A 26,465-nucleotide genomic window follows, 5' to 3' on the forward strand; every position below is an offset into this window, starting at 1 on the left:
TTTATCGTTTATTAATGCGCGTCTACCGGTATTTTAACGTTGTTTTTCTTAAATGGCTGCAGATACAGCAAAGGTATCGAGAACAGCATCACCAAACCTGAGATCCAGTAGGCATCATCATAAGTTAACAACAATACCTGTTTGGTTAAGGCGCCTTCTATAGCGCCATAGGCCATGCGTGTGGCATCTATTAATGAATGCCCTTTAGCCATGAACGAGTGTAAGGAAGCGTTAAACCTATCAACAAAGGCCGGATTAGTGGCTGTAATGTTGGTTAAAAGGTTTTGGCGGTGCACACCCTGGCGTATGTGGATGATAGTTGTTAAGGTAGCTATCCCAAATGAACCGCCTAACTGGCGCATCATATTGTTCAAACCTGTTCCCTGTCCAACTTCCGGGCCTTTCAAATCGGCTATGGCCAATGTGGTTAACGGCACAAATAACAGCGCCATACCAACACCTCTTATCACCAGCGGTAAAAAGAAGTTACTGGTTCCCATGGCCAGCGTTGAATTACTGAGCATTGTGGTAAATACAAAGAAGAGGAACATACCCGCGGTTGCCATAAATTGCGCGGGGATGCCTTTATTAAGCATCTTACCTATAAATGGCATCATGATAATGGTACATAACCCACCGGGGAACAGGATCTCGCCCGTTTGCTGTGCCGTAAAGCCAAGCAAATTCTGACAAAATACCGGGAACACGAACACCGATCCATACAGCCCGAACCCGAGAATAAAGGACGTGAACATCCCCACCGCGAAGCTCCTGTGCCGCAGGATACTGAAATTCACTATCGGGTAATCGATGCTCATTTCGCGCCATATAAATAGTATAAGGCCCAATATAGCGGTGATGGTTAATACGGTAATATACCCGGTAGCAAACCAATCTTCCGATTCGCCTTTTTCCAATATGGTTTGTAAACTGCCTACCGCAACGGCCAGCAGGGCTATACCCCACCAGTCTATTGGTTTTCCCTTTGCTTCCTTAGGTGTTTCTCGTACAAAGGTGTAGGCAAAAAACGCCGCCAACGCACCAACAGGAATGTTTACATAAAATATCCATCTCCAGTTGGAGTGATCGGTAATATAACCGCCTATTGTTGGGCCTACAGTTGGGCCTACTACGGCGCCTAAACCAAATAACGCTGTAGCAGTACCAATTTGTTCGCGCGGCCAGGTTTCTATTAATATGGCCTGCGAGGTTGATATTAAGCCACCACCTGCAACGCCTTGTAATATCCTGAACATTACCAGCTCATTTAAATTTGTAGCATTACCGCATAAAAATGAGGCAATGGTAAACACAATTATTGAGGTGATAAAGTAATTCTTACGCCCGAAACGACTTCCCAGCCAGCCTGACATAGGAAGTATAATTACGTTTGCTACAGCATAACCCGTAACCACCCAGGCAATATCTTCCAGCGTGGCGCCAAGATTACCCTGTATATCGGGCAGGGATACATTCACAATTGTGGTATCAATAAGCTCCAGCAAGGAGGCTATGATAACTGTAATGGTGATGATCCATTTTTTAAAGCCTGTTTCAGCCATTTTATATTAGATTCTAAATTTTAAATCCTGAATTTTGAATCCGGAATAGAAAATCCGAATTCACAAATCAGGGATTATCCTTTAATTACAGAAACCTTTACGCTCATTCCCGGGCGTAATTTGTCCATTGTTGCCTTATCGGCAGTTATTTTGATTTTTACAGGCACACGTTGTACAACTTTTACAAAGTTACCGGTAGCATTGTCTGGCGGTAATAAAGAGAATTTGGCACCGGTTGCAGGTGAGAAGTTATAAACTTCACCTTCCAGTTTCAGGTCAGGGTAAGCGTCAATTTCAACATCAACTTTCTGACCGTTCTTCATATCATTCAACTGTGTTTCTTTAAAGTTGGCAGTTATGTAAAGACTGTTATCATTCACTATAGAGAACAATGTTTGTCCTGCTTGTACCAATTGGCCTAACTGAACGCTCTTTTTAGCTGCTAAACCGCTTGACGGTGCTTTTATAGTTGCATAGCTTAATTGAAGTTTGGCATAATCAATATCAACCTGCTTTTGGCTTACACCAGTGTTGGTAACCTTTAACTGGCTGCGGGTTGTACCTATTTGCTCCTGGGCAGCTTTGTATTGATCCTGTGATGCACGCAGGTTGGCTTTAGCAACATCAAGATCTGCTTTAGCCTGATCAAATTGTTGCTGGGTAACTGAACCATCTTTTACAAGGTTGGCGTAGCGTGCGTAATCTTTTTGCACTTTATCCAAACGTGCAGCATTTGATGCTACCTGCGCCCTTGCGCTTGATGAGTTTGCCTCGTTGGCATAAATTTGAGATTGGTTAACGTTTATACCGGCACTTGCACCTACTTGTGCTGCCTGCGCTTGCTCTACCTTAACCTTGTAATCACGGTCGTCAATTTTAACCAACGTTTGACCAACGGTTACATGTGTGTTTTCTTCAAAATAGATAGAATCTACATATCCGCCAACGCGGGCAACTACCGGGCTTATATCGCCATCAATCTGCGCATCGTCAGTATCAATGTGTTTACCATAGTATATGTATTCTTTTATACCGAAAATGATACCGCCAACAAGTAATACGCCTAATATAATAGGGATAACTTTATTTGGTTTCTTTTTTGGTTCGTGTTCCTGTGTTTCGTGTTCCTTTGCCATTGTATTGAGTGGTTTAGTATTATTTGTTATTAATTTTTCCTGTTGATTTTAGTAACGTGTAGTAAGCAAGACCTGCATCAGCTTTAGCCAATTCCAGGTTTATCTGTGCCTGGTAAAGCAAGGTTTCCGCATCTGCACGGTCTGTAGCTGATGCTATATTGCTTTTGTATTTAGATTCGAGGATCTTATTGTTTTCACCGGCCTGCTCAATGGAGGTTTGCAGTAGCTTTATCTTATCCAAAGCCATTGTCCAGTTCTGGTAGTTTTGGTTTACCTCGTTCTTCACACGGTCAACAGTAATGCTTTTGTTTATGGTTACCTCTTCGCGCTGTATTTTAGCTTCGGTGATCTTGTTTTTGTTAGTCCATAACTTGCCAAAATCCCATGAAAGCGTCAGTCCTACAGATAATGGTGTTATAAACTGACCGCTTTTTGGTATTGGATTAGCGCTCACATCTACATAATAACCACTTGCGGATGCACCTAAAGTAGGCAGCGTGTTGGCCTTAATATTTTTGATGTTTACATCTGCATAGGTGCCACGCAAATCATATTGTTGAAATTCGGGACGGCTTGCCATTGCGGTATCAATATAATTGCTTAGCGGTGCAACAGTCCTGTCGGCTTCGGTGATCTGGGCTATAGTTAGTTGTGTGCTTTCTGGCAACCCTAACAATATATCGAGATTGTAATTGATGATACGGCGGTTAGTTTCCAGGTCTATACCATTAAGCTCGATGTTTGAGCGTTGCAACTGGAATCTTAGTACATCATTCTTAGTTACAATACCCTGATCAAAAAAGCGCTGCGATTGTTTGATCTGCGCATCAATGGTTGATAAATTTTGCTCAACTACTTTTTTGCTTTGCAACACTTTATAAAGGTTATAGTATTGGCTGATGATATCATAAGTGATCTGATCCTTATCATTATTAACATCCAAACGGGCAACCTGCGCTAACAATTCGGTTGATTGACGGGCATATTTGTATTTACCGCCAGCAAAGATCACCTGGTTTAGTGATAGGATACCTAAATAGGCATCGGCACGTTGGGGCAGGTTAAAGCTTTCTGTACCCAGGGCAAGCCTGTTGGCCGGAATTTCGGCGTGGTTGTAGCCGTAGCTTATCTTACCGGTAGGCAAGGCTTCGTCCTTAGCCTGGTTGTAGGCCGATACAGCCTGATCAATTTTGGCTTGTGATAGTTTCAGCACTTTACTGTTATCAAGGCCAAGCTTAACGGCCTCGTCTAAAGTAATTGTCCTGTCTTGTGCGTTCACGGTAGCTGTAAACAGCAGGCCTGATACTGCAAAGGCGGTACCATACCTCCAGAACGCATGCGCTGTATTTTTCAACAGTGTAAGGTGATTGGTTTTATTTTGAGTTGTCATTTTCATTAACTAAATAAGCTTTTAAAAGTCTTTTCATATAAGTTTTGAGGCGTGGCTTTAGCACCTCTTCCATAAACTTTTCGTCGCGGATATCGTGTCCTACAATAAGCGACGACATTTGCGGTGTATTAATGATATAATTCTTTGTACCAAACATGGTGGCTATCACCATGGGGATGTCGATGTCTTTATAAAAATTACCACTGTTGAGCCCTTCTTCTATTATCTTGCGAACTTCAAAAACATTCACCATTAAAATCTCAACAATTTTATCGCTAAGGTCCCAACGTTTGGTCATAGTTATTTCACGGTTAATCAGTTTCTGGAAGCAGTTGTTAACTATAATGCGTTCAACATAGTTATCAATACATTTTGCCAGTTTATCCCATGACGACATGCTGTCATCGCTGCCTATATTTTGCAGAAGGGTACGGAAAGAAGAGATCTTACGCTCAAATATAGCCAGGAAAAGTCCTTCTTTTGAACCGAAATAATAGTTGAGCATGGCCATATTTACGCCTGCCTCACTTGATATAGTGCGGGTAGAAGCGCCATCAAATCCAAGGTCCGAAAACACACGTTCGGCAACGTCAAGGATGTGGTCTTTTTTATCTATTTTATCTTTGTCCATTGTTTTAACGGCACAAAATTAATCAAACGATTGATTAGTGAAAGTCATTTCATGGGAAATGTTAATCGTTTGATTAATGATTACTGTTTAATGACAAAATTGTTTTATTCAGTTTGATTTATTTTCACATTTTTAAATAAATGTTTAAACTGTTAAATATTTCATAAAGGGCATTAGTTACACATGCCATATTTATGATACACAAAATTGTTAATCTTTATCTTTCAATATATTTGTCGCCATGAAGCGGATCAACCTATTTACAGTCTTTTTATTCCTGTCGACAATGACCATCGCGCAAACCGCGCCGCCGGCTGATCTGGGCAGTATTCAACAAAATTTCAAGAAATTAAACACACTGGGCAGCGTTCTTTATGTAGCCGCCCACCCTGATGATGAAAACACCCGCCTGTTGGCCTACCTTGCACAGGAAAAACATTATCGCACCGGTTATCTTTCCCTAACTCGCGGCGATGGCGGACAAAACCTGATCGGTAACGAGCAAAGCGAACTATTAGGGTTGATACGTACCCAGGAGCTGTTAGCTGCACGCAAAATTGATGGTGCCGAGCAGTTTTTTACCCGCGCTAACGACTTCGGTTTTTCAAAAGGGCCGGAAGAAACGCTGAAGATATGGGATAAGGAAAAAGTACTTGGGGATGTGGTTTGGGTGATCCGTAAGTTTAGGCCCGATGTTATTATATGCAGGTTTCCCACTACAGGCGAGGGAGGTCACGGTCACCATACTTCATCGGCTATACTGGCGCAGGAAGCATTTACAGCCGCTGCCGACCCATCCCGGTACCCCGAGCAATTAAAATATGTAAAGCCCTGGCAGGCCAAACGGCTTTTGTGGAACACATTTAGCTTTGGCAGTGTAAATACCACAGCAGCCGATCAGTTTAAAATTGATGTAGGCACCTATAACCCCACATTAGGTAAAAGCTACGGCGAGATAGCTGCCGAAAGCCGGAGCAATCACAAAACTCAGGGCTTTGGAGCGGCAAAGCAGCGCGGCGAGGCTTTCGAATATTTTAAAACCATATTAGGAGAGGCCCCGCAGAACGATTTGATGGAGGGTGTTGAAACTACCTGGAAACGGGTTAAGGATGGCGAAAGTATAGGCGCTTCGATTGGTATTATTAGAAAGAATTTTGATATAGAAGCGCCGGAAAAATCAGTACCGGCACTTGTGACTTTACTAAGCAAAGTCGAAAAAACATCGGATGTTTACTGGCGGGAGCAAAAAATAAAGGAGCTGAGCGAATTGATAGCTGCCTGCGCAGGCTTGTGGTTTGAAAGCTATTCTACAGAACCAACGTACGCCATTGGTGATAGCATCTCGGTAAATACGCAAGTGATAGTCAGGTCAGCTGTTCCTGTAAAAATTATAAGAACAAGTTTGTTGAACTATGATAGTGATTATGCTCCTGTCGCATATGCGAATCCTGGTAATATAAGCAGGAATGTTTTAAAGTTTTTGAACGTCAAGTTTAAAGCTGATGAAATAACTCAACCTTATTGGTTGAAATTCCCTCACGGCATTGGCTCATATAATACAGGATTCTTGGATGAAACAGGTTTTGTTGAGCAAAAAACACTTCCACAAAATTTACAAGAAACAGTATATACGGACTTTAATATTTCAAATCAAGTAATTGAAATTGGCAGACCCATTAATTACAAATTTACCGATCCCGTTCGTGGTGAAGTATACCAGCCTTTAGAAATTACGCCACCTGTTACGGCTAATATTGTAAACCAGGATTATATATTTAATGCACGGCAGCCACAAACGGTTCAGGTAAAACTAAAAAGCTTTACACAAGCCAGCGGCGATATCAGCATAAAACCGATTGCGGGTTGGAAGATAAGTCCGGAGAAAATTGATTTTGACGGCAAAACTAAAAACGACGAATGGACCGTTGCCTTTACCGTAACACCTACGGATAACAAACCAAAAACCAGCCAGCTGGAAGTGGTAACCACTGCAAACGGAAAGCTATTTTCTGTAGGCCTGCGTCGTATAAGGTATGACCATATACCAGCAATTACGCTATTCCCACCGTCGGTAGCCAAACTGGTAAATATCGACCTGAAAACTGCCGGGAAAAAGATAGGCTACATTGCAGGTGCCGGCGACTTAATGCCCGAGGCTTTACGACAGGTAGGTTATGATGTGCATATGCTATCTGAAAGTGAGATCATGAATACCGATCTATCGGTTTATGATGCTATCATCACTGGTGTGCGCGCCTATAACGTTAACGAGCGGCTAACCTACGAGCAACCAAAACTTATGGACTATGTTAAAAACGGCGGCAACCTTGTTGTGCAGTATAATAATAATGCAGGCTTAGTGGTAAAGCAAATTGGTCCATACCCGTTCAGGGTAGTTAATCAGCGTGTTACCGATGAAGATGCGGCTATCACAATTTTAGATCAGCAAAACCCAGTGTTGAATTATCCTAACAAAATAACCCAGGACGATTTTAAAAGCTGGATTCAGGAGCGTGGTTTATATTACGTGAGCGACATCGACCCGCAATACAAAGCTGTATTTCAAATGAATGATAAAGGCGAGGCACCGCTTAATGGGGCGCTGATAACGGGCGATTATGGCAAAGGCCGTTTTGTATATACCTCGCTGGCGTTTTTCAGGGAACTGCCCGCCGGTGTACCGGGGGCATACAGGTTGTTCGTGAATTTGCTAAGTAAGCCGGGGAATGCGCTTTGAATAAAGAGATAGAGGTCAAGCGAACCGCGTTAGGGATCATAGCGGATACCGGCCAATGTGCGTAAGGCCTGCAGGCGTATGAGCGGAGAGCCCGGCCGCAGGCAACGCCCAAACCGAATGGATTGTAGCCTATAAAATAAAAAACCTGTCATTGCGAGGCACGAAGCAATCTCACCATAAAGAGCGACAATGCAAAGTCTATCATCTGTCCTATGATATTGCTTCGTGCCTCGCAATATCATGTGTTATATATATTACATAACTACCTTAAATTAAATGTTGATAAAAATCAATTAATCACTATTTTTGCTCCGTTATAATACAACAATATGAAACATCACGAAGAAGAAAAAGACAACTTAGATTTTGTATACTACTTAGTAGCCCTTGTATCTGGTTTGTTTGTTGGTTTTATTATCGATAAAGGATTCACCTGGATATTTGTAGGTGGTGTTTTAGGCCTACTATCTGCCGGATTTTTCCTGAATGTATTGGTTAAAGGCCGGGGTGAAGAGGCGTGATCCTGATCTGCCGTCATTTATAAATAATTGGAACCAGTTTTACGGCATTGTAGTCGCATGGCTGGTTTTTTTAATTTTTGTATTTTGGCTCATTACAAAATTTTTTGAATGAGTTTAATTGATTGGATAGTTTTAGGTCTGACTCTTTTTGGCATAGTTGGCTATGGCATATATAAAAGCGGCAGCAATAAAAACATCGATCAGTTTTTAATGGGGAACCGTTCCCTGCCCTGGTACCACGTAGGGCTTTCTGTTATGGCCACGCAGGCCAGTGCCATCACTTTTCTTTCGGCCCCCGGGCAGGCTTATTCAGATGGGATGAGCTTTGTGCAGTTTTATTTTGGCTTGCCGCTGGCCATGATTGTGCTGTGCATAACCTTTGTCCCCATATTTCACCGCCTTAAAGTTTTCACCGCATATGAGTTTCTGGAGCAACGTTTCGATCTGAAAACACGGGCGCTTACTTCGTTCCTGTTCCTGGTGCAACGCGGTTTATCAACAGGCGTTACCATTTATGCACCGTCCATTATTTTATCAACCATACTTAACATCAACACGGTTTATACTACGCTTTTTATTGGCGGGCTGGTAATATTTTATACCGTTTACGGAGGTAGCAAGGCAGTATCGTATACCCAATTATTGCAAATGAGCATCATTTTCGCCGGTATGTTTATGGCTGGTATATTGGTGGTGAGTTTGTTGCCTGCGGGCGTTGGTTTTACCCATGCACTTAAAATGGCCGGTAAACTGGGCCGTATGAACGTGATAGATTGGAAATTTGACCTAAGCAATCGCTATAATATATGGAGCGGTGTAATTGGGGGCTTTTTTTTACAGCTGTCTTATTTCGGAACAGATCAAAGCCAGGTAGGGCGTTATTTAACTGGGAGTTCGGTAGGGCAAAGCAGGCTTGGCCTTATCATGAACGGGCTCATAAAAATTCCTATGCAGTTCATGATCTTGCTGATTGGGGTATTGGTATTTGCCTTTTACCAGTTTAACAGGCCGCCCATATTTTTTAACAATTATGAGGTAAGCAAGATAAAACAAAGCGGCTATGCCAATCAATATAACCAACTGGATAAGCAATATACCACAGCTTTTGAGCAGCGTAAAACCAAGGCTAACGACCTTATTAAAGCTTTGGATAGCAAGGACGTTGCGCAAATAGATAACGCGCAGCAAGCTTTAAAACAAGCCGATAAGCAGGCTGGGGGCATACGTAAGCAAGCCATTGGTTTAATGCGTAAAAACAATGCCAACGCCGATAGTAATGATACCAATTACGTATTCCTGACCTTTGTTACCCAATATTTACCTAAGGGACTTGTTGGTTTACTGATAGCTATTATTTTCCTGGCCTCTATGGGGTCGACGGCGAGTGCGCTCAACTCACTTGCATCAACCAGCGTGGTTGATATTTATAAGCGCATTATTAACCCTGGTGCATCTGAGAAAAATTACCTGAACGCATCGCGCCTGGCTACCATATTTTGGGGCGTGATTTGCATTGGAATGGCGCTCTACGCCAATAGGGTGGGTAATTTGCTCGAGGCAGTAAACCAATTGGGTTCCTACATTTACGGTACCATTTTGGGAGTTTTTGTAGTGGCTTTTTATCTCAGGAAAATAAACGGAACTTCCGTTTTTATAGGTGCAATTATAACCGAATGCATTATCCTGTATTTAGGATTGAACAAAATTGTAGCCTATCTGTGGCTAAATGCTATCGGCTGTATGCTGGTGATCGTTGTAGCCTTTATCATCAATAAAATTATTCAACAAAAAAGCCCAGCTGTAGAGCCGGGCGTATAATATTATATTTAGGTTAGCCTAATTAGCCTGATCCAATGCTTCTTGGTTTAGCCTTGCGTATTCATCATCCTTGCTTGCTTTTGCCAACCTGATTCCTTCGGTGGCTGCTGCTATTGCTCCAGCTTTATCGCCCATCCTCAGCAATAAACGAGATTCCCATAATTTAAACCATGAACCTTTAGGGTCAGATTTTTCGGCTTCGTAAACCCAGCCTAAGGCTTTTTCTACATCCTTATGGTTTTCGTAATAATATTGTATAGCGTTAAAATAGTAAGGCTTTCTGTCGCCTTTCATGAGTTCATCAATGTTGGCGGTTATCTTTGCATCATCATCTGTCTGGAAATGGATTGCGGCAGCCGTATGGTCCCAAACCAGGTAAAGATCAGATGATTGGGTGGAAGAGTTTGCAAAAGCCATGGTGAAAGTCTCCCTTTTTTCGGCTACGCGGATGGGTTTTATAGTAAAGCGTAAAAGATCGTCGGCTTGTTTGTAGCTGTAGGCTCCCCATTGTTTAACGGTTTTGTTTAGTATAACCGTCCATTCATTTCTTTCGGGGATAGTGAACAGCGAGTAAGTACCGGCTGGTACGTTATGGCCTTCGATGATCACCTTTTCAGTAAATGTTATGGTGGTTGCGGCATTAGCGCCTGTACGCCAAACTTCACCGTAGGGAATTATCCCGCCAAAAATCTTACGATCTTTAACATTGGGCCGCGAATAAGTTATGCTGATTTTTCCTAATCCAAAATCCTGGATAAGCGTTTGCGTTGAACTTGCCTCGGGAATGCGTGGCACCTGAGCATAGCTTTTTAAGCTCACACATGCCAACAGCACGGTAGCTAAAAGTAAGTAAGTTTTTCTCATGTTATGTTTTCGATACTAAGATACCAAATGTTTTTAATCGGGAAATATTGTATTGGAGTAATAAATTAAATAAAAGTTTAATACCGGGGAGCAAAAAGCTATAAGAAAGCGAAAAACCGAAAGCAAAAGGCTTAAAGCTAAATCAGAATATGGTAAATCAAACGCTAAATACTTTATGTGTGAAAAGCTTTTCGCTTTCTGCCTTTTACCTTCAGCGCGCTTTTGACTTTCGGCCTTTGGCTTTATGCTTTTTATTACCTTTGCAGCATGATTGACGTTATATTAAATAAGGGTAAAGAAAAAGCCGTATTGCATAAACACCCCTGGGTATTTTCGGGAGCCGTTGAAAAGGTAAAAGGCAAACCTGCCAATGGCGATGTGGTACGCCTCCTTAATGCCAAAGGCGATTTTATGGCTTATGGTTTTTATAACGATCAATCAAGAGTAGCCCTGCGCCTGCTGGAATGGGACGAGGCAGTAGAAATTAATGACGACTGGTTTCGCCGTAAATTGGGCACTGCAGTTAAAAGCCGCGCCAATGTACTGGAAAATGGCACCAATACCTGCCGGTTGGTTTTCAGCGAATCCGACTATCTGCCAGGATTAATTGTAGATAAGTATGCAGGCCACCTGGCCGTACAGGTACTAACATCTGGTATGGAACGGATGATGCCTGTAATTATTGATGAACTGCAAAAACTGTTAAACCCCGAAAGTATCTCCGATAAAAGCGACTCGGCCTCCCGGGCGCATGAAGGCTTATTGGAAACCGAAAATAAAGTACTTGCCGGCAACCCGCCGCCTGAAATAGTTGAAGTGCTGGAGAATGGTGTAGTTTACGGGATCAACATTACAGAAGGGCAAAAATCCGGCTTTTATTGCGATCAACGTGATAACCGCCGTGTAGTTGCATCGTATGCTAAAAATAAAAAGGTGTTAGATTGCTTTTGCTATACTGGCGGTTTTACCTTAAACAGTCTAAAAAACGGTGCAGCATCTGTAACCAGTGTTGACAGCTCTGCGCTGGCCATAGAAACACTGAAAGAGAATATCCTTCTGAATAAATTGAATGCAGATAAGCATACTTCCATAAAATCTGATGTTAACGTACAATTGCGCAAATTCAGGGATGATGGCGAAAAGTTTGACGTGATCGTGCTTGATCCGCCTAAATATGCGCCGTCGCGTTCGGCACTTACCCGGGCTTCACGCGCTTATAAAGACCTTAACCGCTTAGGAATGCTACTGCTCAACGAAGGCGGATTGCTGGCTACCTATTCCTGCTCTGGCGCTATGGATATGGAAACCTTTAAGCAGGTAATTGCCTGGGCCGCGCTTGACGCTGGCAAACAAGTGCAATTCATTTACCAGTTTCACCAACCAGAAGATCACCCTGTAAGGGCTTCATTCCCAGAGGGTGAATATCTGAAGGGTTTGTTATGCCGGGTGTTTTAGGGACTTTGGAATAATGGACTTTAAGACAATTGGAACTATCTAATTAGATAAGGATTGTATAAGTCAGGAACAAAAGGCATTGCCTTGTGCGATTCCCTCCCTTGGGAGGGGCAGGGAGGGGTTTCTGCGAAGTATAAGCTAAACTGATACTATTTTAATAAGCTTGAATCAAATTCCTCAGGTAGTTTAATTGAAGAAGTGGTATTAATAATTTCTATTATCGTGCTTTCAATAGTTCTTAATACATTTATAATATCGTTTTTTATTTCAGCCTCTGAAAAGCGTATAATCCGTATCCCAAAGCTTTCTAATTTTTTCTCTCTTAATTCATCTTTATTAAATGCTTCTTCGTAATTGTGTGACATCCCATCAATTTCAATTACCAGCATTAAATTTTTACAATAAAAATCGACTATATAATTATCGATGCAGCACTGGCGATCAAAAATCAAAGCCCAATAATTTATTACCTTTAACTCATTCCATAGTAACACCTCGCCAAAAGTCATATCCTTTCTTAACTTTCGGGCTAATGCTTTTAATTTAGGATTGTATGGAATAATTTTGGTCATCAATAAATCGCTTTTAGAAACCCCTCCCTACCCTCCCGAGGGAGGGAATCGCACGAGGCCCGGGCTTTGAACGTTATTTTATAACGCTAACGTCTTGATTCTTACTTTTTTGCCTTCTTAGCTTTCATTTTTAAATTCAACATCTCTACCAATACCGAAAACGCCATAGCAAAATAGATGTATCCTTTGGGGATGTGCTGTTCAAAAGCCTCCGCCAAAAGCGAAACACCTATCAGCAAAAGGAACGATAGCGCCAGCATCTTTACAGTCGGGTGCTTGTTTACAAAGCCCGCTACGCCGTTTGAGGCCCACATCATAATGCCTACAGCTATTACTACGGCCAGTATCATGATCTCTACATGGCTGGCCATTCCAACAGCAGTGATAACCGAATCTAACGAGAATACAATGTCCAGCAGCATGATCTGGATAATGGTGCCCCAAAAGGTATGAGGTTTTACATTTTCGCCGCCTTCCTCTTCGCCCTCAATTTTATGGTGAATTTCGGCAGTACTTTTATATATCAGGAACAAGCCACCCACTATAAGTATCAAATCGCGACCGGAAATAGCCAGTTTTTCAACCCAACCGGCATCTGTAATGCTTAGTAAATGACCCAGATTAAACAGGGGAGCGGTAAGCGTCATCACCCAGCTAATGGACAGCAACAGCAATATCCTGGTGATCATAGCCATCCCTAAACCAATACGCCGGCCTTTACTTTGCTGGTTGGCAGGCAACTTATCTGACAGGATAGAAATAAAGATCACGTTATCTATACCCAAAACAATTTCCAGGAGTGTAAGGGTTATTAAGGAGATCCATGATTCGGCCTGGGCAAATATTTCTATATCCATAAGGGTTGACGCGTTTAGCCCAAAAATAACAAAACCCCTGTCGTTTTGTGACAGGAGCTAAGTATTTAGTTTAAATATATTAGGGTTTAATCAAATTTTACGCTGCCGTAGTTTGAGGTAACGGTAATTGTTTTTTCGCTAGCACCTTTTCCTAAATGACCTTTATAGTTTTTTGTAGGGTTAAATCCGCGTTCGCCGTCAGCAGGTGTTTTGCTGGTGATGTTAACATCGTGCCCATCATAATTAAAGCTGCCGTAGTGTATGGTTACATCAAAATCAGCATTATGGTCGCTCCCGATACCCAGTTTTACGCTGGAGTATGACGAGGTAACGGATAAGTTCTTTACGTTTTTATCAACCTCATTAATATTTAAACCGCCGCCAAATTTTAAGTTGATGTTACCTGATGTAGTGATCCTGCCAATTTTTGCAGAGCCGTAGCTAACATCGGCATTTAGCTTATTGCAATCGCCAAGATCCAAACTGCCATAGGCTACGTCAAGTTCGCTGTCGTTCAGGGAGCCAATATTAGCACTGCCGTACCTCACCTTTATCTGGTTGCCTGTGTGGCTTAATACTTTGGCAACAAGGCTGCCATACGAATTATTGATGTTCAGCTTGCCATCCAAATCGGGCAGGTTAGTACTGCCGTATTTGTTGGTGATATTTAAGGCGCTTTTGGCAGGCATATACACCGTGTAATTTATACTGATTGAATGCGAAGAACTACGTTTGCCGCTGAATAAGGAGCTCCATGAACCATTATTATCATCATCAGATTTGATGTAGGTTTTAAAGAAAACATCTGATCCATCTTTGCTATCCATGATTTTTACATTATCCAATAGTTTTTGCGCCTTGTCATCGTCATTAGCTACAACTTTTATCTGTACGTCAACCTTTACTTCGTTTTTTGCCCAGGTGTTTACTGTTATTTTGCCAAAACGGTTATCAATATTAATTACATCATTGCCATCAACAGAGTAACTTTTGCTGTAGTTTTTAATTTTTTCAATGCCATCATCTTTGCCGCTGCGTTTAGTGGCGGTATCCTCCTCGTTGCTGAAAAATGTAAAGTTGTTGTCGAAATCCTTAAATCCGTAAGCGATTTTAGGTGCCAGATCTGTACTAAAGCTAAAGTTGAGGCTGCTATCTAATGATTTATAGGTGAAGGTTTTTAAACTGTCGAACTTAAAGTTGAAGTTTTTGCTGAAGCTTTTGAACTTTTTCGCGCTCAGCTTCATGGTTTTTTCAATTTTAAGTTTGTTAAGGGCATTCATTTTTACCTGAAGATCTCTCATTTGAATTTTCAGATCATTCATTTTTAGCTGAAAATCCTTATCGTCCAGTTTTTCAAGTGGCTTCATGTCTGATGCAGGCGGTGCTGGCAGCGGTTTGGGCGATACGGGCGGCGCAGGGGTAACCTGTGCAAAAGTGTTTGAACAAACGGTTATTAAAACCATTAAAGCAAACAGGAATGGGTTAAATATTTTTGATTTCATTTTTTTGATCTTTTTTCATTTGGTTGTATTGCTCTAATACATTCAATTGCTGATTAAGCAACTCAGTTTGTATTTGCAAGTTCCGGATCATTGCATGTAAAACTGTTTCCTGGTTAGGGCTGGTGGCTAAGTCGTTATTAAGTTTTTTATAAGTAGAATCCATTTTGGCAATTTCTGCGCTAAACTCCTGGTATAATTGCGGATCGGCCTTTGCTGCCGATTTTAACTCGGTTAACTTGGTTTCAACCAACGAGGCATAGTGCACCTGTTGCCTTGCATATTCGGGGTTAATGGCTACAAGATCAACGCCTTTTGTTCCTTTTTGGCTTTGGAGGTAAATACCGAAACCGATACCCATTACCACAATTACCGATGCGGCCACCTTTAGCACAAAGCCGAGTGAAAAGGTTTTGGTTTCGCGCTTTTTTGGCTGTTCATCCAATATTAATTGCTGTTCAATCTTGCTCCATAAATCTGCAGAAGGTTCAATTTCGTCAAACTCATCGTGGTTATTTTTAATGAAATCTTCAAATCGCTTGCTCATGATACTTTTCCTTTCCTGTTTAAAATTTCCATTAATTTTCTTTTAGCTCTCAAAAACTGGGTTCTTGATGTGTTTTCTGTTATGCTTAGTATTTGTCCTATCTCTTCGTGATCGTAACCTTCCAGCAAGTAAAGCGATAATACTACGCGGTACCCGTCTGGCAATTGTTTCATGGCTTCTTTAACCAGCGCCACCTGGTATTGAATTTCTTCATCGTCGGCATTTTCCTCATCCGGGATATTCTCCAGATGATCGCCTTCCAGTTCAATCAGTTCCAATTTGCGTTTCCGCAGCATGTTTATGGAGCGGTTTACCACAATTTGTTTAAGCCATAAACCAAATGTAGTTTCCTGCCTGAAATCCCTGAGCTTATTAAAAGCATCCAGGAAAGCCTCCTGCAAAACATCTTCAGCTTCGCCAATATTACCCACTATCCTAAAGGCAACGTTTAGCATTGCTTTAGAATACAGCCGGTACAGCTCGTAACTGGCTTTTTTGCTTCCCTGTCTACATTCAACCACAAGGTTGTAATGTTTGTCAATATATATGGCTTCCAAATTGTGTTAAGCTTCAAGTTAAATGACGCATGGGTTTTTACAACGTTGCACGACGAGAGAAAATAATTTTTAGATGTGCGGATTTCAGATTACAGATGTGCAGATTATTCGAATGAAATTGTACATCTTTCAATCATATATGCACATTAAAGAACCATCTGAAATCCACACATTTAAAATCTGCAAATCTGAAACTATTCGGCCAGGAAGTCGTCAATAGCTTTAATGGCATTTTGATACCTGTCACCAGCAGTGCCAGAAATTACTTCATAGCGTGCTCCGAGGGCCTCAAGCTCGTTATGCCAAACTTTCATGAAGTGCTCACGCATGGTGGGGAAGTTACGCAGCGGATCATCCTGCCAGGGCAGATCGATGTTCAAGAGCAGGTACAGATCATACGGGTGCTTGGGTAGTTCATCCAGCACCTCCTGCGGGGCACTGCCAAACATTTCGTCGCTCCATATTTTTACGGTGATAAAAGTGGTATCGCAAATAAGAATTTTATTGGCCTGCGGGAGCAATTCGGCTTCCAATTGCAACTGACCATAAAACATATTGATCTCATCCTGCCAGGTACAGGGCCCGGTGAGCTTTTCGCAATAGGCGCGGGCATACTCGGGCACCGAAACCGTGTGGTAATGTGCCGCCAGAAAATCGGCCATGGTTGATTTTCCTGTCGATTCGGGACCTACTACTGCTATTCTGAGTATGTTGTTCATGGAGAATAAATTTATATCGGTGAATCGACTCACCCGACCATCGCTACGCTCGGTCACCCTCTCTTCGCCTTCGGCGGAAAGAGGGGATTGCAGGTTTGATAGTATTGATATTATAAAAAATGTCTTTACCCTCTTTACAGCGAAGCTGTAGAGAGGGTCGGCAAGCGTAGCGATGCTGGGGTGAGTCCTCGCCGCTTTGCTGCGCCAAACAACGATTACTTTTCCAGCTTGGGCACCCTGGTAGGCGTATCCTCACCGGCAACTATAGTGCGGGAGCTTAGCGCTATGGCCTTTATGGTAGATACAATATTATTTACGTCGAGCGAGCTAAATTCGTCCTTTACGGTGTGGTATAACTTATCAATATCTATCTGATCTGTTGATATGGTATGCGCTGGTACGCCAACCTCTGCAAGCGACGCATTATCACTGCGGTAAAAAAGATCCTGATCCGGGTAAGGGTCTGGATAAAATTTAAAGGCGGTGCCGGTTAGGTTCTTTTGTAATATGGTGCCGAAGTTCGATCTGTCGAACCCGGTAATGAACGCCGAATTTTTGCCAAATTTTGACGCCTTGCCAATCATTTCGATATTAAACATCGCCATTACCTTATCGGGGTTTACCTGGGTGGCAAAGTATTGCGAACCGTATTCTCCAATTTCTTCGGCGGTGAAGGCTACAAAGATAATGGTGCGGGCATTGTTGTTTAGTTTTTTGTAGTATTTGGCCAGCGTTAATACGGCGGTAGTGCCCGATGCGTCATCATCGGCACCGTTGGCAATGCTATCGCCTTCTACCGGTTTAAGGATGCCCAAATGGTCATAATGGCCCGAGAAAACAACATACTCATTGGGCTTGGTTTTGCCCGGTAGCATCCCCGCTACGTTAAATAACGGCAACTCTTCATTTTTGCTTTCGTAACTGGCATCAAATGAGGTTACATTGTCGAATTTGCCTATTACAAATATTACCGGTTGTGTGTCTTTTCCTTTAAAAGTTACGCTGCCACGGGTAACAAAATCGCGGATGCGTTTAAACAAAGCGTCAAATTTAGGGTCGACGATAACCAGCATTTTCTTTCCACTTTTTATGGCGCTATAATATTCCTGCCTGAAATTTTTGTCGGCGGTTACCTGCACAACCTGCACGTCCTTATCTGATGCCCAGGTAAACGATGTATTTCCATTAGCAAAAACGCTATCGGCGGCTATGCTTTTGCCGTTAATACTCAATGAGGTTTTAACAGGCGTACTGCGGATCATGGTAAAATTCTGCCTGAAATCCTTATTGCCGGCCAATGGTTTTAAACCAGCTTTGGTGTATTCGCCTTCAATAAATTTGGCGGCTTTTTCAATGCCCGGCGTAAAGGTTGCCCTGCCCTGCATATCATCGGCCGATAAGGTTTTTATGATGCGGGTTACATCTTCCTGGTTTATTAATTTATTTACGTTTTGTGCAAAACTGCAGGTTGATGCTGCTGCCAGAACTGCTGCTAATACTATTTTCTTCATCTGTTGTTACTTAACTTTTGACTGTAACCAATTATTGCGGAATGCTTCCTGCTCTTTACTTAAGGGCTTACCCACCTTTTCAAAGGTTACAACCTCAAAGTACGGACATTCTTCTAATATAATGGTTGTTTCGTGTGGCCCGGTTCTGTTTTTATAATTTACGGTTAGCTTATCGCCGGGTTTTTTATCTGTAAGCTGGTCGTTAAATGATTTTTCGGTGTTGATGTCGGCTCCGTTAACTTTTAAAATAACATCACCGGCGTCAAGCCCTGCTTTGTAAATGGGGGTTTCTATAGTGGTGCCGGATAACAGGGGCAAGCCTTCGGCACCAATCTGGCGTACTACTCCGGCCCGTCCGCGACCCGGTGCTGTGGATAATGGTCCGGCCCATCCCTGGCCGGCCTGGGTTTTGCGTAATACCAGGCCGGCCTTCGCCAATAGTTCCTGGTAGTTGTTTTTATCGGTACCATTAATGTAGCGCTTAAAAAAATCGGTAGCAAATTTAGAGTTGTTGGTGACTTTGGCCAGGTCAGTTTGTAAATCCCAAATGGTATAAGGCTTCATCACCTTGCCTCGTGCCAGCCACACCTGCCGCATGTAATCATCAAGGGTTAAATTAAAATCGCTGCGCAGGCGCAGGTCAAGTGCTAAAGCAATAGCGCCGCCGTAGGTATAATAGCTGGTGTAATCGTTAACATTATTGTTTGGATCCGTGGATACACCAGCATCGGCAAATACCGAATAGCGGCTCATTTGCGTTGCCGGGTATTTTGTTGCACCAGGCGTGTTAAGCACTTGGTTTACGAGGCCGGCCAGCGTATTGGTATAATCATCAAGTGTACGAAAACCGGCGCGGGTGAGCAGCATTTCGCCGTAATATTGGGTGAAGCCTTCGGCAAACCAAAGTTCGCTGCTCATGTTGGCGTGTTCAAAGTTAAAGGGCTCCAATGATTTTGGGCGGATGCGCTTTACATTCCAGCTGTGAAAATATTCATGGGCAAAAACACCGAACAGCCGGTCTTCCATTCCATCAACCTTTGGTACCGGTGTAGTGATGCAGGTAGAGTTACGATGCTCCATCCCATCGCCGGAGGCAGCCGGGTTAATATCAGCAATAAAGGTATACTCGCCATAATCATAAGCGGGCAGTTCGCCGTAAACGGCCTCTTCTTCCAGTACCACTTTTTGTATCAGTTTGCCAAAATTGTCTACAATAAATTGGTTGTCATCTGAGTGGATAGCCAGCTTTATCTTTTCAGTTTTACCGTCGGTGTTCTTGATATCCCAGCTGGTAAGTTTATAGTTCGAAAGTTCGGTAGGGCTATCCATCATATATTGAAGGTTTGGCGCGCTGTAAATGTTGTTTCCTTCATGCTTTAACTGGGTAGCAACCTTCCAACCGTATTTGTCCAGGTCGTTAAATTCAAACTTAACAGGTCTTTGGTTTTGACCAATAACCCACATAAAGGTGGCTGGCATGTTCAAGTGGGCATGGCTTGGGTCTATGCTGGTATAAGTGCCGTCCGTCCAGTTGCCAAACAGGGTATAGCTTATTTTAAGATTTTCGGGATGCTCGCCTACTTCATATACATCGCCCTCAACCTGCATAAAGGGAATAGCTTTTCCGCCTATATCTGTCACCCGTATATTATAAATGTTTTTTCCAAATTCATGCGTTGCATACCGCCCGGCCGACGAGCGGCTCATGCGTACCCTGAAAGGCCCGGAGGGTGCCTGTGGAATGGTCATGGTAACTTCTGCCTCGTGGTGTACGGCATTTGGAAACGAAATAGAATAATATATGGCCTTTTGCACATCCTGGGCAGCGGCGGCAATTGTAAAAAGCGATGCTGCAACAATTAAAAATAGTTTCTTCATGCAGTTGATGTTTAATCGCGATGAAATTACAATTAATCGGGCACAAATATTTGCTTCAAAATACAACTATTGTGCATAAAAGTTGATATTTTGTTAATGTTAGATTCATAAATGTTTATTGTGGCTGCTATTAAAAAAGGGCTTTTACCAATAAAGGGGTTTTATTATGCGTACCTTTAAAGAAATTACTGAACTCATGATCCTTTTTTCAAGAAGAAACCTGCATTACACCGATTACCAGTGGACCGCGTATACTCAAAACGACCCCCGCGTAAACGGTAAGCCGGATAATACACCTTTTGCCAAGGAGGAGGGTAATGAAGTAGTTTACCTCATAAATAAGCTCATGATACTTTGGGACTACCGTTTTGCCAACACCGGCAACAAAATGGAAAAACTGATCCACGATAAACTGCCGCCCGAAATTCATACCCAGGAAGATGTGCAGCAATGGCTTAAATCAAATTTGAAGTTTTAGTTTCTGTGGTGTGAGTTCTGGTTTCTGAGGTCTGGTGTTTGTATGGGATATCCCCAATTTTATCGCGACCCTATATTCCGAACTTAGACCACCGAAAACACACCTCAGACCACCGACCTCAGAACTATTGTTTCTTAAAATCATAAGGCGCCATTTCCACAAAATCGGCCACTTTAACCCTTACGCTTGTAACGTTTCCGTTTTGTACGGTAAACGGAAAAACGGCTTTACCCAGTGTAGGATCAGAGAATGTTACAAAAAAGCGGTTGCCGCCCAATGGTTGCAGTTTGGCAAACATTTTAGGGTGATGCTCAAAGCGAATCTCCAGGTCGTTATTCTCGCCCTGGGTAACTTCCATACTACCATAAAAATCGTTTATATACTTCCCCGTATACTTATTTGCCGCCAACATTGGGCGGAGGTTAAGCAATACCGAATCGCGGAGTTTTTTTTCTTTTGCCTGTTCAACAGCGGCATCGGCCTTATAGCTTTTCAAATACGCGTCGCTGTAATTACGAAATGGCTGACCAAAGAATGCGTCCAGAATATCCCACCGCAACGACTCATACAGCTCGTTTTGATCGGTATTGGTTAGTATAATAATGCCCAGGTTATCATATGGCGACAACGTTACCGATGATACAAAGCCATTTATACCACCGGTATGCATTATTAAACGGTGATTAAAATAATCTTGTATAAACCAGCCAAGTCCATATAATTCATAATTGTATTGATCATTTAAATGGCGAATGCTGCTAACAATAGTTTGCGGTTCTCTTGTGGCTTCAATAGCGGCGGCGGGAATCACTTGCCTTGCGCCAACCTTGCCGTTGTTTAACAAGGCCAATACCCACTTACTCATGTCATTAACAGACGAACTGATGGAGCCGGCCGGGGCAAGGGCGTCTACCTGGCAATAAGGGATGGCGGTAAGCCTGCCATCGGTAAGCGTATGTGGTACCGACCGGTTTAAAGCCTTGGGCATATCTGCCGATAAGGCAAGTGTATTGATCATACCCAGCGGTGCAAAAATATTTTCTTTTAAATAGGCCTCCCAGGGTTTACCCGCTACACGGGGGATGATTTCGCCGGCAGTTAAAAATGCAGCGTTGGTATAACCAAAATACGTGCGAAAGGGATATACCGGCTTTAGTTTGCCCAGTCTTTGTATTACATCGTTCCGGCTGAGGTTGGTATTATAAAAAGTAAAATCGCCCTCAAAGGTCTGGAAACCCAAACGGTGGCTTAGCAGATCTTTTACGATTGCTTGCTCTCCCGCCAGTTTATCAACCAGCTTAAACTCGGGAATATATTTGGTTACCTTTTCATCAAGTGATAGTTTACCGCTGCTTTGCAGCATAGCCAGTGCAGTAGCGGTAAAGGCCTTGGTGTTGCTGCCAATCATAAACAAGGTATTGATATCTACCGGGTTTGTGAGCCCCAATTCTTTGATACCGTAGCCCTTCATCAGCACCACTTTATTATCTTTTACTATACAAACCGCTATGCCCGGAACCCGCCAATTGGTTAAGGCGCGGCTTATATACACATCAAGACTATCCTTTATAAACTTACTTCTATCGGCATGTTGGGCGTTGGCGGTATTAATTAATGAAATGCAAACGATGAGCAGTAGAAGTATTTTTTTCATTACACGGTATTTAGGCAGTCTTAAAAATGCTAATTTAACGCAAAATTTACATCGGCATTGCTTAATTATTAAATAACGCCGTATTCTTAATTCAAAATATAATTATATGAAATTTAACCGTTCGGCGTGGGCCTTTCTTGTATTTGTTTTGTTCACTTTTAGCGCGAATTTAGCGCAGGCCCAACAGCATTGGACAAGCGACGGCTTCCAGTACTATAAAATTACCAACGGAGGTATCACCATATTGGATACCCGCGATACCAGCAAAAAAACCGTATGGATAACCAAAGATATGATTACCCCGCAGGGTGGAAAGCCGATAGGTATCAGGCGGTTCACGGTATCTGCCGATGGCAAAAAAGTGCTTATCAACACCAATACAAAAAAGGTGTGGCGCTATGATACCCGCGGCGATTACTGGGTGTATGATACCGATACCAAAAAACTTTGGCAGCTGGGTAAAAGCCTGCCTTCTGCATCATTGATGTTCGCCAAATTATCGCCCGATGGCAGCAAGGCGGCATACGTAAGCGGTCATAATATTTATGTAGAGGACCTGGCTGATGGATCTGCTAAACAAATAACAACAGATGGTACCGCAAAAATTATCAATGGTACTTTTGACTGGGCCTATGAAGAAGAATTTGGCTGCCGCGATGGTTTTCGCTGGTCGCCGGATAGTAAATCGATAGCCTACTGGCAAATTGATGCTACTAAAATAAAGAGCTACCTGATGCTCAACACAACAGATTCTATTTATCCTTTTGTAGTGCCTGTTGAGTACCCGGTTGCGGGCGAAGATCCAAGCTCATGCAAGGTTGGCGTTGTAAATATTAGTACAGGCGCTACGCAATGGATTAATACGCCGGGCGATGCCATACAGCATTACATCCCCCGTATGGAGTGGACTTTAAACTCGAACGAGATTATTCTGGAACAACTGAATCGTGCGCAAACCGAAAGCCGGGTTTTTATTGGTAATGTTTCAAACGGTACAACCCGTATCATCCGCGAGGAAAAAAGCAATGCCTGGATTGATGGCAAAGAACGCTGGAATGGCGGCGACCCAATGGGCTGGGAGTGGGTAAACAAGGGTAAAGAGTTTTTATGGGTAAGTGAAAAAGACGGCTGGAAACACATATATCGCATAAGCCGCGAAGGCAAGGAAACCCTTATCACTAAAGGCAATTACGATGTGATAAGCATTGATTTAATTGACGATGCCGGTGGTAATATCTACTTTATAGCTTCGCCGGATAACGCTACGCAGAAATACCTGTACCGCATAAAAATAAGCGGCGGTAAAGCCGAGCGCGTTTCGCCGGCAGATGAGCCCGGTACGCATAGTTATGATATTTCGCCCAATGGAAAGGTGGCGCTGCATAATTTTTCAAACAGTTACACGCCACCCCAAAGTGAGGTGGTGAGCCTGCCGGAGCACAAGCACATTGGCGGCACAACCATTGCTTTAAATACCGATGCCAAAAATAAGGTTGAGTTTTTTAAAGTGAAAACCGTTGATGGCATTGAAATGGATGGCTGGATGAAAAAGCCAACTAATTTTGATCCGACTAAAAAATACCCGGTTTTATTTACTGTTTACAGTGAACCCGCCGGACAAACTGTTACAGACAGCTGGGGAGCGGGCCGTAACGGCCTGTATGTGGGCAGTATGGCTGATGATGGATATATTTATATGGCTGTTGAAGGTCGTGGTGCTCCGGCTCCTAAAGGCACTGCGTGGCGCAAGGCAATTTATAAGAATATCGGCATTGTAAACATTCGCGACCAGGCAATGGCGGCTAAGGAAATTATTAAATGGCCTTTTATTGACTCAGCCCGCATAGCTGTTCATGGCTGGAGCGGCGGTGGTTCAACAACTTTAAATCTGCTGTTTCAATACCCCGACATTTATAAAACTGGTATAGCTGTAGCAGCCGTGGGCGACCAATTAACTTACGATAATATTTACCAGGAGCGCTACATGGGTGTACCCATTAATGACGAAGGGCGCGCTGCGTTTATAAAAGGATCGCCGATTACCTATGCTAAGAACCTGCGCGGTAACCTGCTATATATTCACGGTACCGGCGACGATAACGTGCACTATAAAAATGCCGAAGAGCTGATAAATGAACTGGTAAAATATAATCGCCAGTTTGAACTGATGGCTTACCCAAACCGCACACATGGTATTTTTGAAGGGGATGGAACGGTATTACACTTGCATACCATGTTCACTAAATACCTTAAGGAGCATTGCCCTCCGGGTGGCAGATAGGCAAATGATATAACCTTAAATCAACCAAATAAAAAAATCCTCCCGTAAACTACGAGGGGATTTTTTGTTTATAATTGGTTAGTAAATTTTAATCAATAAGCTGGGTTATGATTGTCTGCTCCTTCCATATAGCTTTGCGATTCGTTTTGTTTGCCATTTTTGGGCATTTCGTCGTCAAAATCACTTTTGCGGCCAAGCATGGTAAAGTTTTCGGCAACTACCTCGGTAGTGTATTTTTTAACGCCTTCTTTATCTTCAAATGAACGGGTGCGCAACTTTCCTTCTATGTAAACCAGTTTGCCTTTTTGTAAAAATTTGGCGGCCATATCGGCCAGTCCGCGCCACATTACTATGTTATGCCATTCGGTTTGTTCAACCTTGCGGCCATCTTTATTATAGGTTTCGGAGGTAGCTAATGGGAAACTGGTTACTGATACGCCGCCCTCTAAATTCCTAACTTCAGGGTCCTTGCCTAAATGGCCAACAAGGATAACTTTATTTATTCCAGACATGCCATAAATTAACGGAAAATTATTTTACAAATTAAAAATATTTTTTATTAATATAAAAATAATTCTCGGTAGTGCCAGATCCTGCAGGTTTTCAACCGAAAAGTAAGCCCAGTTTTCGTTCATATTAACCGGGTAATTATCGGTTTTAATCATTCTGACAAACAAACGCTGGTGGGTAAGGATATGCTTGTGTATGGGTGAATCTTCAATTATGTTCAGGTTATTTCCAAACATTGTTTTAACCTCCGGCAACTGAATGAGTTCATCTATGCTTAATAAAGCGGAGGTTTCAACCATCGGCAGGTCGTACATATTCGCCCAAATGTCGTTTTCGCCGCGTTTATTCATCAATATGGTATTGCTATCGGTTACTAAAAAGTAATTAAAAAAGCGCTCGCGTACTTTCAGTTTATTCAATTTAACAGGCAGGCCGGTTGTTGCATTATTGATGAAAGCATAGCAGCCTTCCCGTACCGGGCAAATTCCACATGCGGGATTTTTGGGCTTACAGAGCATCGCCCCAAACTCCATCATGGTCTGGTTATGGAGTGCGGGATTTTGCTTATTAAGCAAATCGCTTGCCGCCGACTGGAATATTTTCTTTCCCTGGGTTGAATTAATGGGCTCAAAAATGCCGTAGTAACGGGCCAATACACGGTAAACATTGCCATCAACAACGGCCTTTGCTTCATTTGCCGAGAAGGATGCAATGGCTGCAGCCGTGTATTCGCCAATTCCTTTTAGTTTTATAAGTTCGTCATAACTGGTGGGGAATACGCCATTATATTGTTCCTGCACGAGCCGGGCAGTTTTAAGCATATTGCGGCCGCGTGAATAATAGCCAAGGCCCTGCCAAAGTTTAAGCACTTCATCCTCATGGGCGGCGGCAAAATCAGTTACGGTTGGGTACTTTTCCAAAAAGCGGTTAAAGTAAGGTAAGCCCTGTTCTACACGCGTTTGCTGTAAGATTATTTCAGATAACCATATAATATAGGCGTTGGTGGTGTTGCGCCAGGGAAGGTCGCGCTTGTTACTCAGGTACCATTGTACCAGTTCGTCGGTAAAATTCATTGGTGTAAATGTAGTGAAGGTTAAAGGTAAAGAGAGAAAGGCTTTTGGAATAAGGATGAAAGGATAAAGGAATAAAGATTTTATAAAAGTAAAGGAGTATGAAGATGAAATCTATACCATAACTGCCTAATCATCAATCAAAACTTTTATTACTCGTCCCATTTTACTCTTTAGCGCAATAGGGATTGAAACGGATACCGGCCTGTGACTAAGGC

Annotated in this window: 22 protein-coding genes; 6 read left to right on the forward strand and 16 right to left on the reverse strand. The window is 42.6% G+C overall.

All coding sequences use genetic code 11. The features are described from left to right. Positions 1–11: 11 nt before the first annotated feature. From BLS59_RS15830 to BLS59_RS15845, 4 genes are all read right to left on the reverse strand, one after another. Positions 12–1,562: a DHA2 family efflux MFS transporter permease subunit gene (locus BLS59_RS15830; RefSeq protein WP_091150345.1), complete on the reverse strand. Its 1,551-nt coding sequence runs from the start codon at positions 1,560–1,562 to the stop codon at positions 12–14. Positions 1,563–1,636: 74 nt separating this feature from the next. Then, positions 1,637–2,698 (reverse strand): HlyD family secretion protein, encoded by a 1,062-nt coding sequence (locus BLS59_RS15835; RefSeq protein WP_091150347.1) that lies wholly within the window; start codon positions 2,696–2,698, stop codon positions 1,637–1,639. A gap of 19 nt (positions 2,699–2,717) precedes the next feature. Continuing rightward, on the reverse strand, positions 2,718–4,094 hold the full coding sequence (locus tag BLS59_RS15840; protein ID WP_240315252.1) for a TolC family protein: 1,377 nt from the start codon (positions 4,092–4,094) through the stop codon (positions 2,718–2,720). Next, positions 4,072–4,719: a TetR/AcrR family transcriptional regulator gene (locus BLS59_RS15845; protein WP_091150352.1), complete on the reverse strand. Its 648-nt coding sequence runs from the start codon at positions 4,717–4,719 to the stop codon at positions 4,072–4,074. Before BLS59_RS15845 ends, BLS59_RS15840 begins: the two co-directional genes overlap by 23 nt. Positions 4,720–4,960: 241 nt before the next feature. Between BLS59_RS15845 and BLS59_RS15850 the strand changes: the two genes are divergently transcribed. From BLS59_RS15850 to BLS59_RS15860, 3 genes are all read left to right on the forward strand, one after another. Then, positions 4,961–7,456, forward strand: coding sequence for a PIG-L family deacetylase (locus BLS59_RS15850; protein WP_091150354.1), 2,496 nt, complete (start codon positions 4,961–4,963; stop codon positions 7,454–7,456). 329 nt (positions 7,457–7,785) lie between these two features. Further along, positions 7,786–7,977: a hypothetical protein gene (locus BLS59_RS15855; RefSeq protein WP_091150356.1), complete on the forward strand. Its 192-nt coding sequence runs from the start codon at positions 7,786–7,788 to the stop codon at positions 7,975–7,977. Positions 7,978–8,085: 108 nt separating this feature from the next. After that, positions 8,086–9,795, forward strand: a complete 1,710-nt coding sequence (locus tag BLS59_RS15860; RefSeq protein WP_091150358.1) for a sodium:solute symporter family protein — start codon at positions 8,086–8,088, stop codon at positions 9,793–9,795. Between the two features lie 18 nt (positions 9,796–9,813). On the opposite strand, the gene BLS59_RS15865 is transcribed toward BLS59_RS15860, so the two are convergent. After that, entirely contained in the window at positions 9,814–10,659 is an 846-nt protein-coding gene (locus tag BLS59_RS15865) for a DUF2911 domain-containing protein (RefSeq protein WP_091150360.1), read from the reverse strand. A gap of 267 nt (positions 10,660–10,926) precedes the next feature. Between BLS59_RS15865 and BLS59_RS15870 the strand changes: the two genes are divergently transcribed. Continuing rightward, positions 10,927–12,114: a class I SAM-dependent rRNA methyltransferase gene (locus BLS59_RS15870; protein ID WP_091150362.1), complete on the forward strand. Its 1,188-nt coding sequence runs from the start codon at positions 10,927–10,929 to the stop codon at positions 12,112–12,114. A gap of 149 nt (positions 12,115–12,263) precedes the next feature. On the opposite strand, the gene BLS59_RS15875 is transcribed toward BLS59_RS15870, so the two are convergent. The 8 genes from BLS59_RS15875 to BLS59_RS15910 form a co-directional block, all read right to left on the reverse strand. Next, positions 12,264–12,686 (reverse strand): endonuclease domain-containing protein, encoded by a 423-nt coding sequence (locus tag BLS59_RS15875; RefSeq protein ID WP_091150363.1) that lies wholly within the window; start codon positions 12,684–12,686, stop codon positions 12,264–12,266. Between the two features lie 101 nt (positions 12,687–12,787). Next, on the reverse strand, positions 12,788–13,543 hold the full coding sequence (locus tag BLS59_RS15880; protein WP_091150365.1) for a TerC family protein: 756 nt from the start codon (positions 13,541–13,543) through the stop codon (positions 12,788–12,790). An 86-nt stretch (positions 13,544–13,629) separates the two neighbouring features. Next, positions 13,630–15,045: a hypothetical protein gene (locus tag BLS59_RS15885; protein ID WP_091150367.1), complete on the reverse strand. Its 1,416-nt coding sequence runs from the start codon at positions 15,043–15,045 to the stop codon at positions 13,630–13,632. Further along, a complete protein-coding gene (locus BLS59_RS15890; RefSeq protein WP_091150369.1) occupies positions 15,026–15,589 on the reverse strand; it encodes a hypothetical protein in 564 nt (187 codons plus the stop codon). Before BLS59_RS15890 ends, BLS59_RS15885 begins: the two co-directional genes overlap by 20 nt. Further along, complete coding sequence (locus BLS59_RS15895; protein ID WP_091150370.1) at positions 15,586–16,146, reverse strand: RNA polymerase sigma factor; 561 nt, start codon at positions 16,144–16,146, stop codon at positions 15,586–15,588. Before BLS59_RS15895 ends, BLS59_RS15890 begins: the two co-directional genes overlap by 4 nt. A gap of 194 nt (positions 16,147–16,340) precedes the next feature. After that, a complete protein-coding gene (locus BLS59_RS15900) occupies positions 16,341–16,865 on the reverse strand; it encodes an AAA family ATPase (protein WP_091150372.1) in 525 nt (174 codons plus the stop codon). A gap of 215 nt (positions 16,866–17,080) precedes the next feature. Then, positions 17,081–18,376 (reverse strand): M20/M25/M40 family metallo-hydrolase, encoded by a 1,296-nt coding sequence (locus BLS59_RS15905; RefSeq protein WP_091150374.1) that lies wholly within the window; start codon positions 18,374–18,376, stop codon positions 17,081–17,083. A 6-nt stretch (positions 18,377–18,382) separates the two neighbouring features. Continuing rightward, positions 18,383–20,254 (reverse strand): M61 family metallopeptidase, encoded by a 1,872-nt coding sequence (locus BLS59_RS15910; RefSeq protein ID WP_091150376.1) that lies wholly within the window; start codon positions 20,252–20,254, stop codon positions 18,383–18,385. Between the two features lie 166 nt (positions 20,255–20,420). On the opposite strand from BLS59_RS15910, the gene BLS59_RS32800 reads away from it, so the two are divergent. Beyond that, a complete protein-coding gene (locus BLS59_RS32800) occupies positions 20,421–20,732 on the forward strand; it encodes a hypothetical protein (RefSeq protein WP_091150378.1) in 312 nt (103 codons plus the stop codon). 124 nt (positions 20,733–20,856) lie between these two features. On the opposite strand, the gene BLS59_RS15920 is transcribed toward BLS59_RS32800, so the two are convergent. Beyond that, entirely contained in the window at positions 20,857–22,386 is a 1,530-nt protein-coding gene (locus BLS59_RS15920) for a serine hydrolase (RefSeq protein ID WP_091150379.1), read from the reverse strand. 106 nt (positions 22,387–22,492) lie between these two features. Between BLS59_RS15920 and BLS59_RS15925 the strand changes: the two genes are divergently transcribed. Beyond that, a complete protein-coding gene (locus BLS59_RS15925; protein WP_091150381.1) occupies positions 22,493–24,667 on the forward strand; it encodes a S9 family peptidase in 2,175 nt (724 codons plus the stop codon). A gap of 92 nt (positions 24,668–24,759) precedes the next feature. On the opposite strand, the gene BLS59_RS15930 is transcribed toward BLS59_RS15925, so the two are convergent. Then, positions 24,760–25,179 carry a single-stranded DNA-binding protein gene (locus tag BLS59_RS15930; RefSeq protein ID WP_091150383.1) on the reverse strand — a complete coding sequence of 140 codons (420 nt, stop codon included), beginning with the start codon at positions 25,177–25,179 and terminating at the stop codon, positions 24,760–24,762. Positions 25,180–25,203: 24 nt separating this feature from the next. Continuing rightward, the gene (mutY, locus tag BLS59_RS15935; RefSeq protein WP_091150384.1) at positions 25,204–26,250 is read right to left on the reverse strand and encodes an A/G-specific adenine glycosylase; all 1,047 of its coding nucleotides are present in this window, start codon (positions 26,248–26,250) and stop codon (positions 25,204–25,206) included. Positions 26,251–26,465 lie beyond the last annotated feature (215 nt).

The sequence above is a fragment of the Mucilaginibacter pineti genome (assembly GCF_900101875.1).
GTDB classification, from domain to species: Bacteria; Bacteroidota; Bacteroidia; order Sphingobacteriales; family Sphingobacteriaceae; genus Mucilaginibacter; species Mucilaginibacter pineti.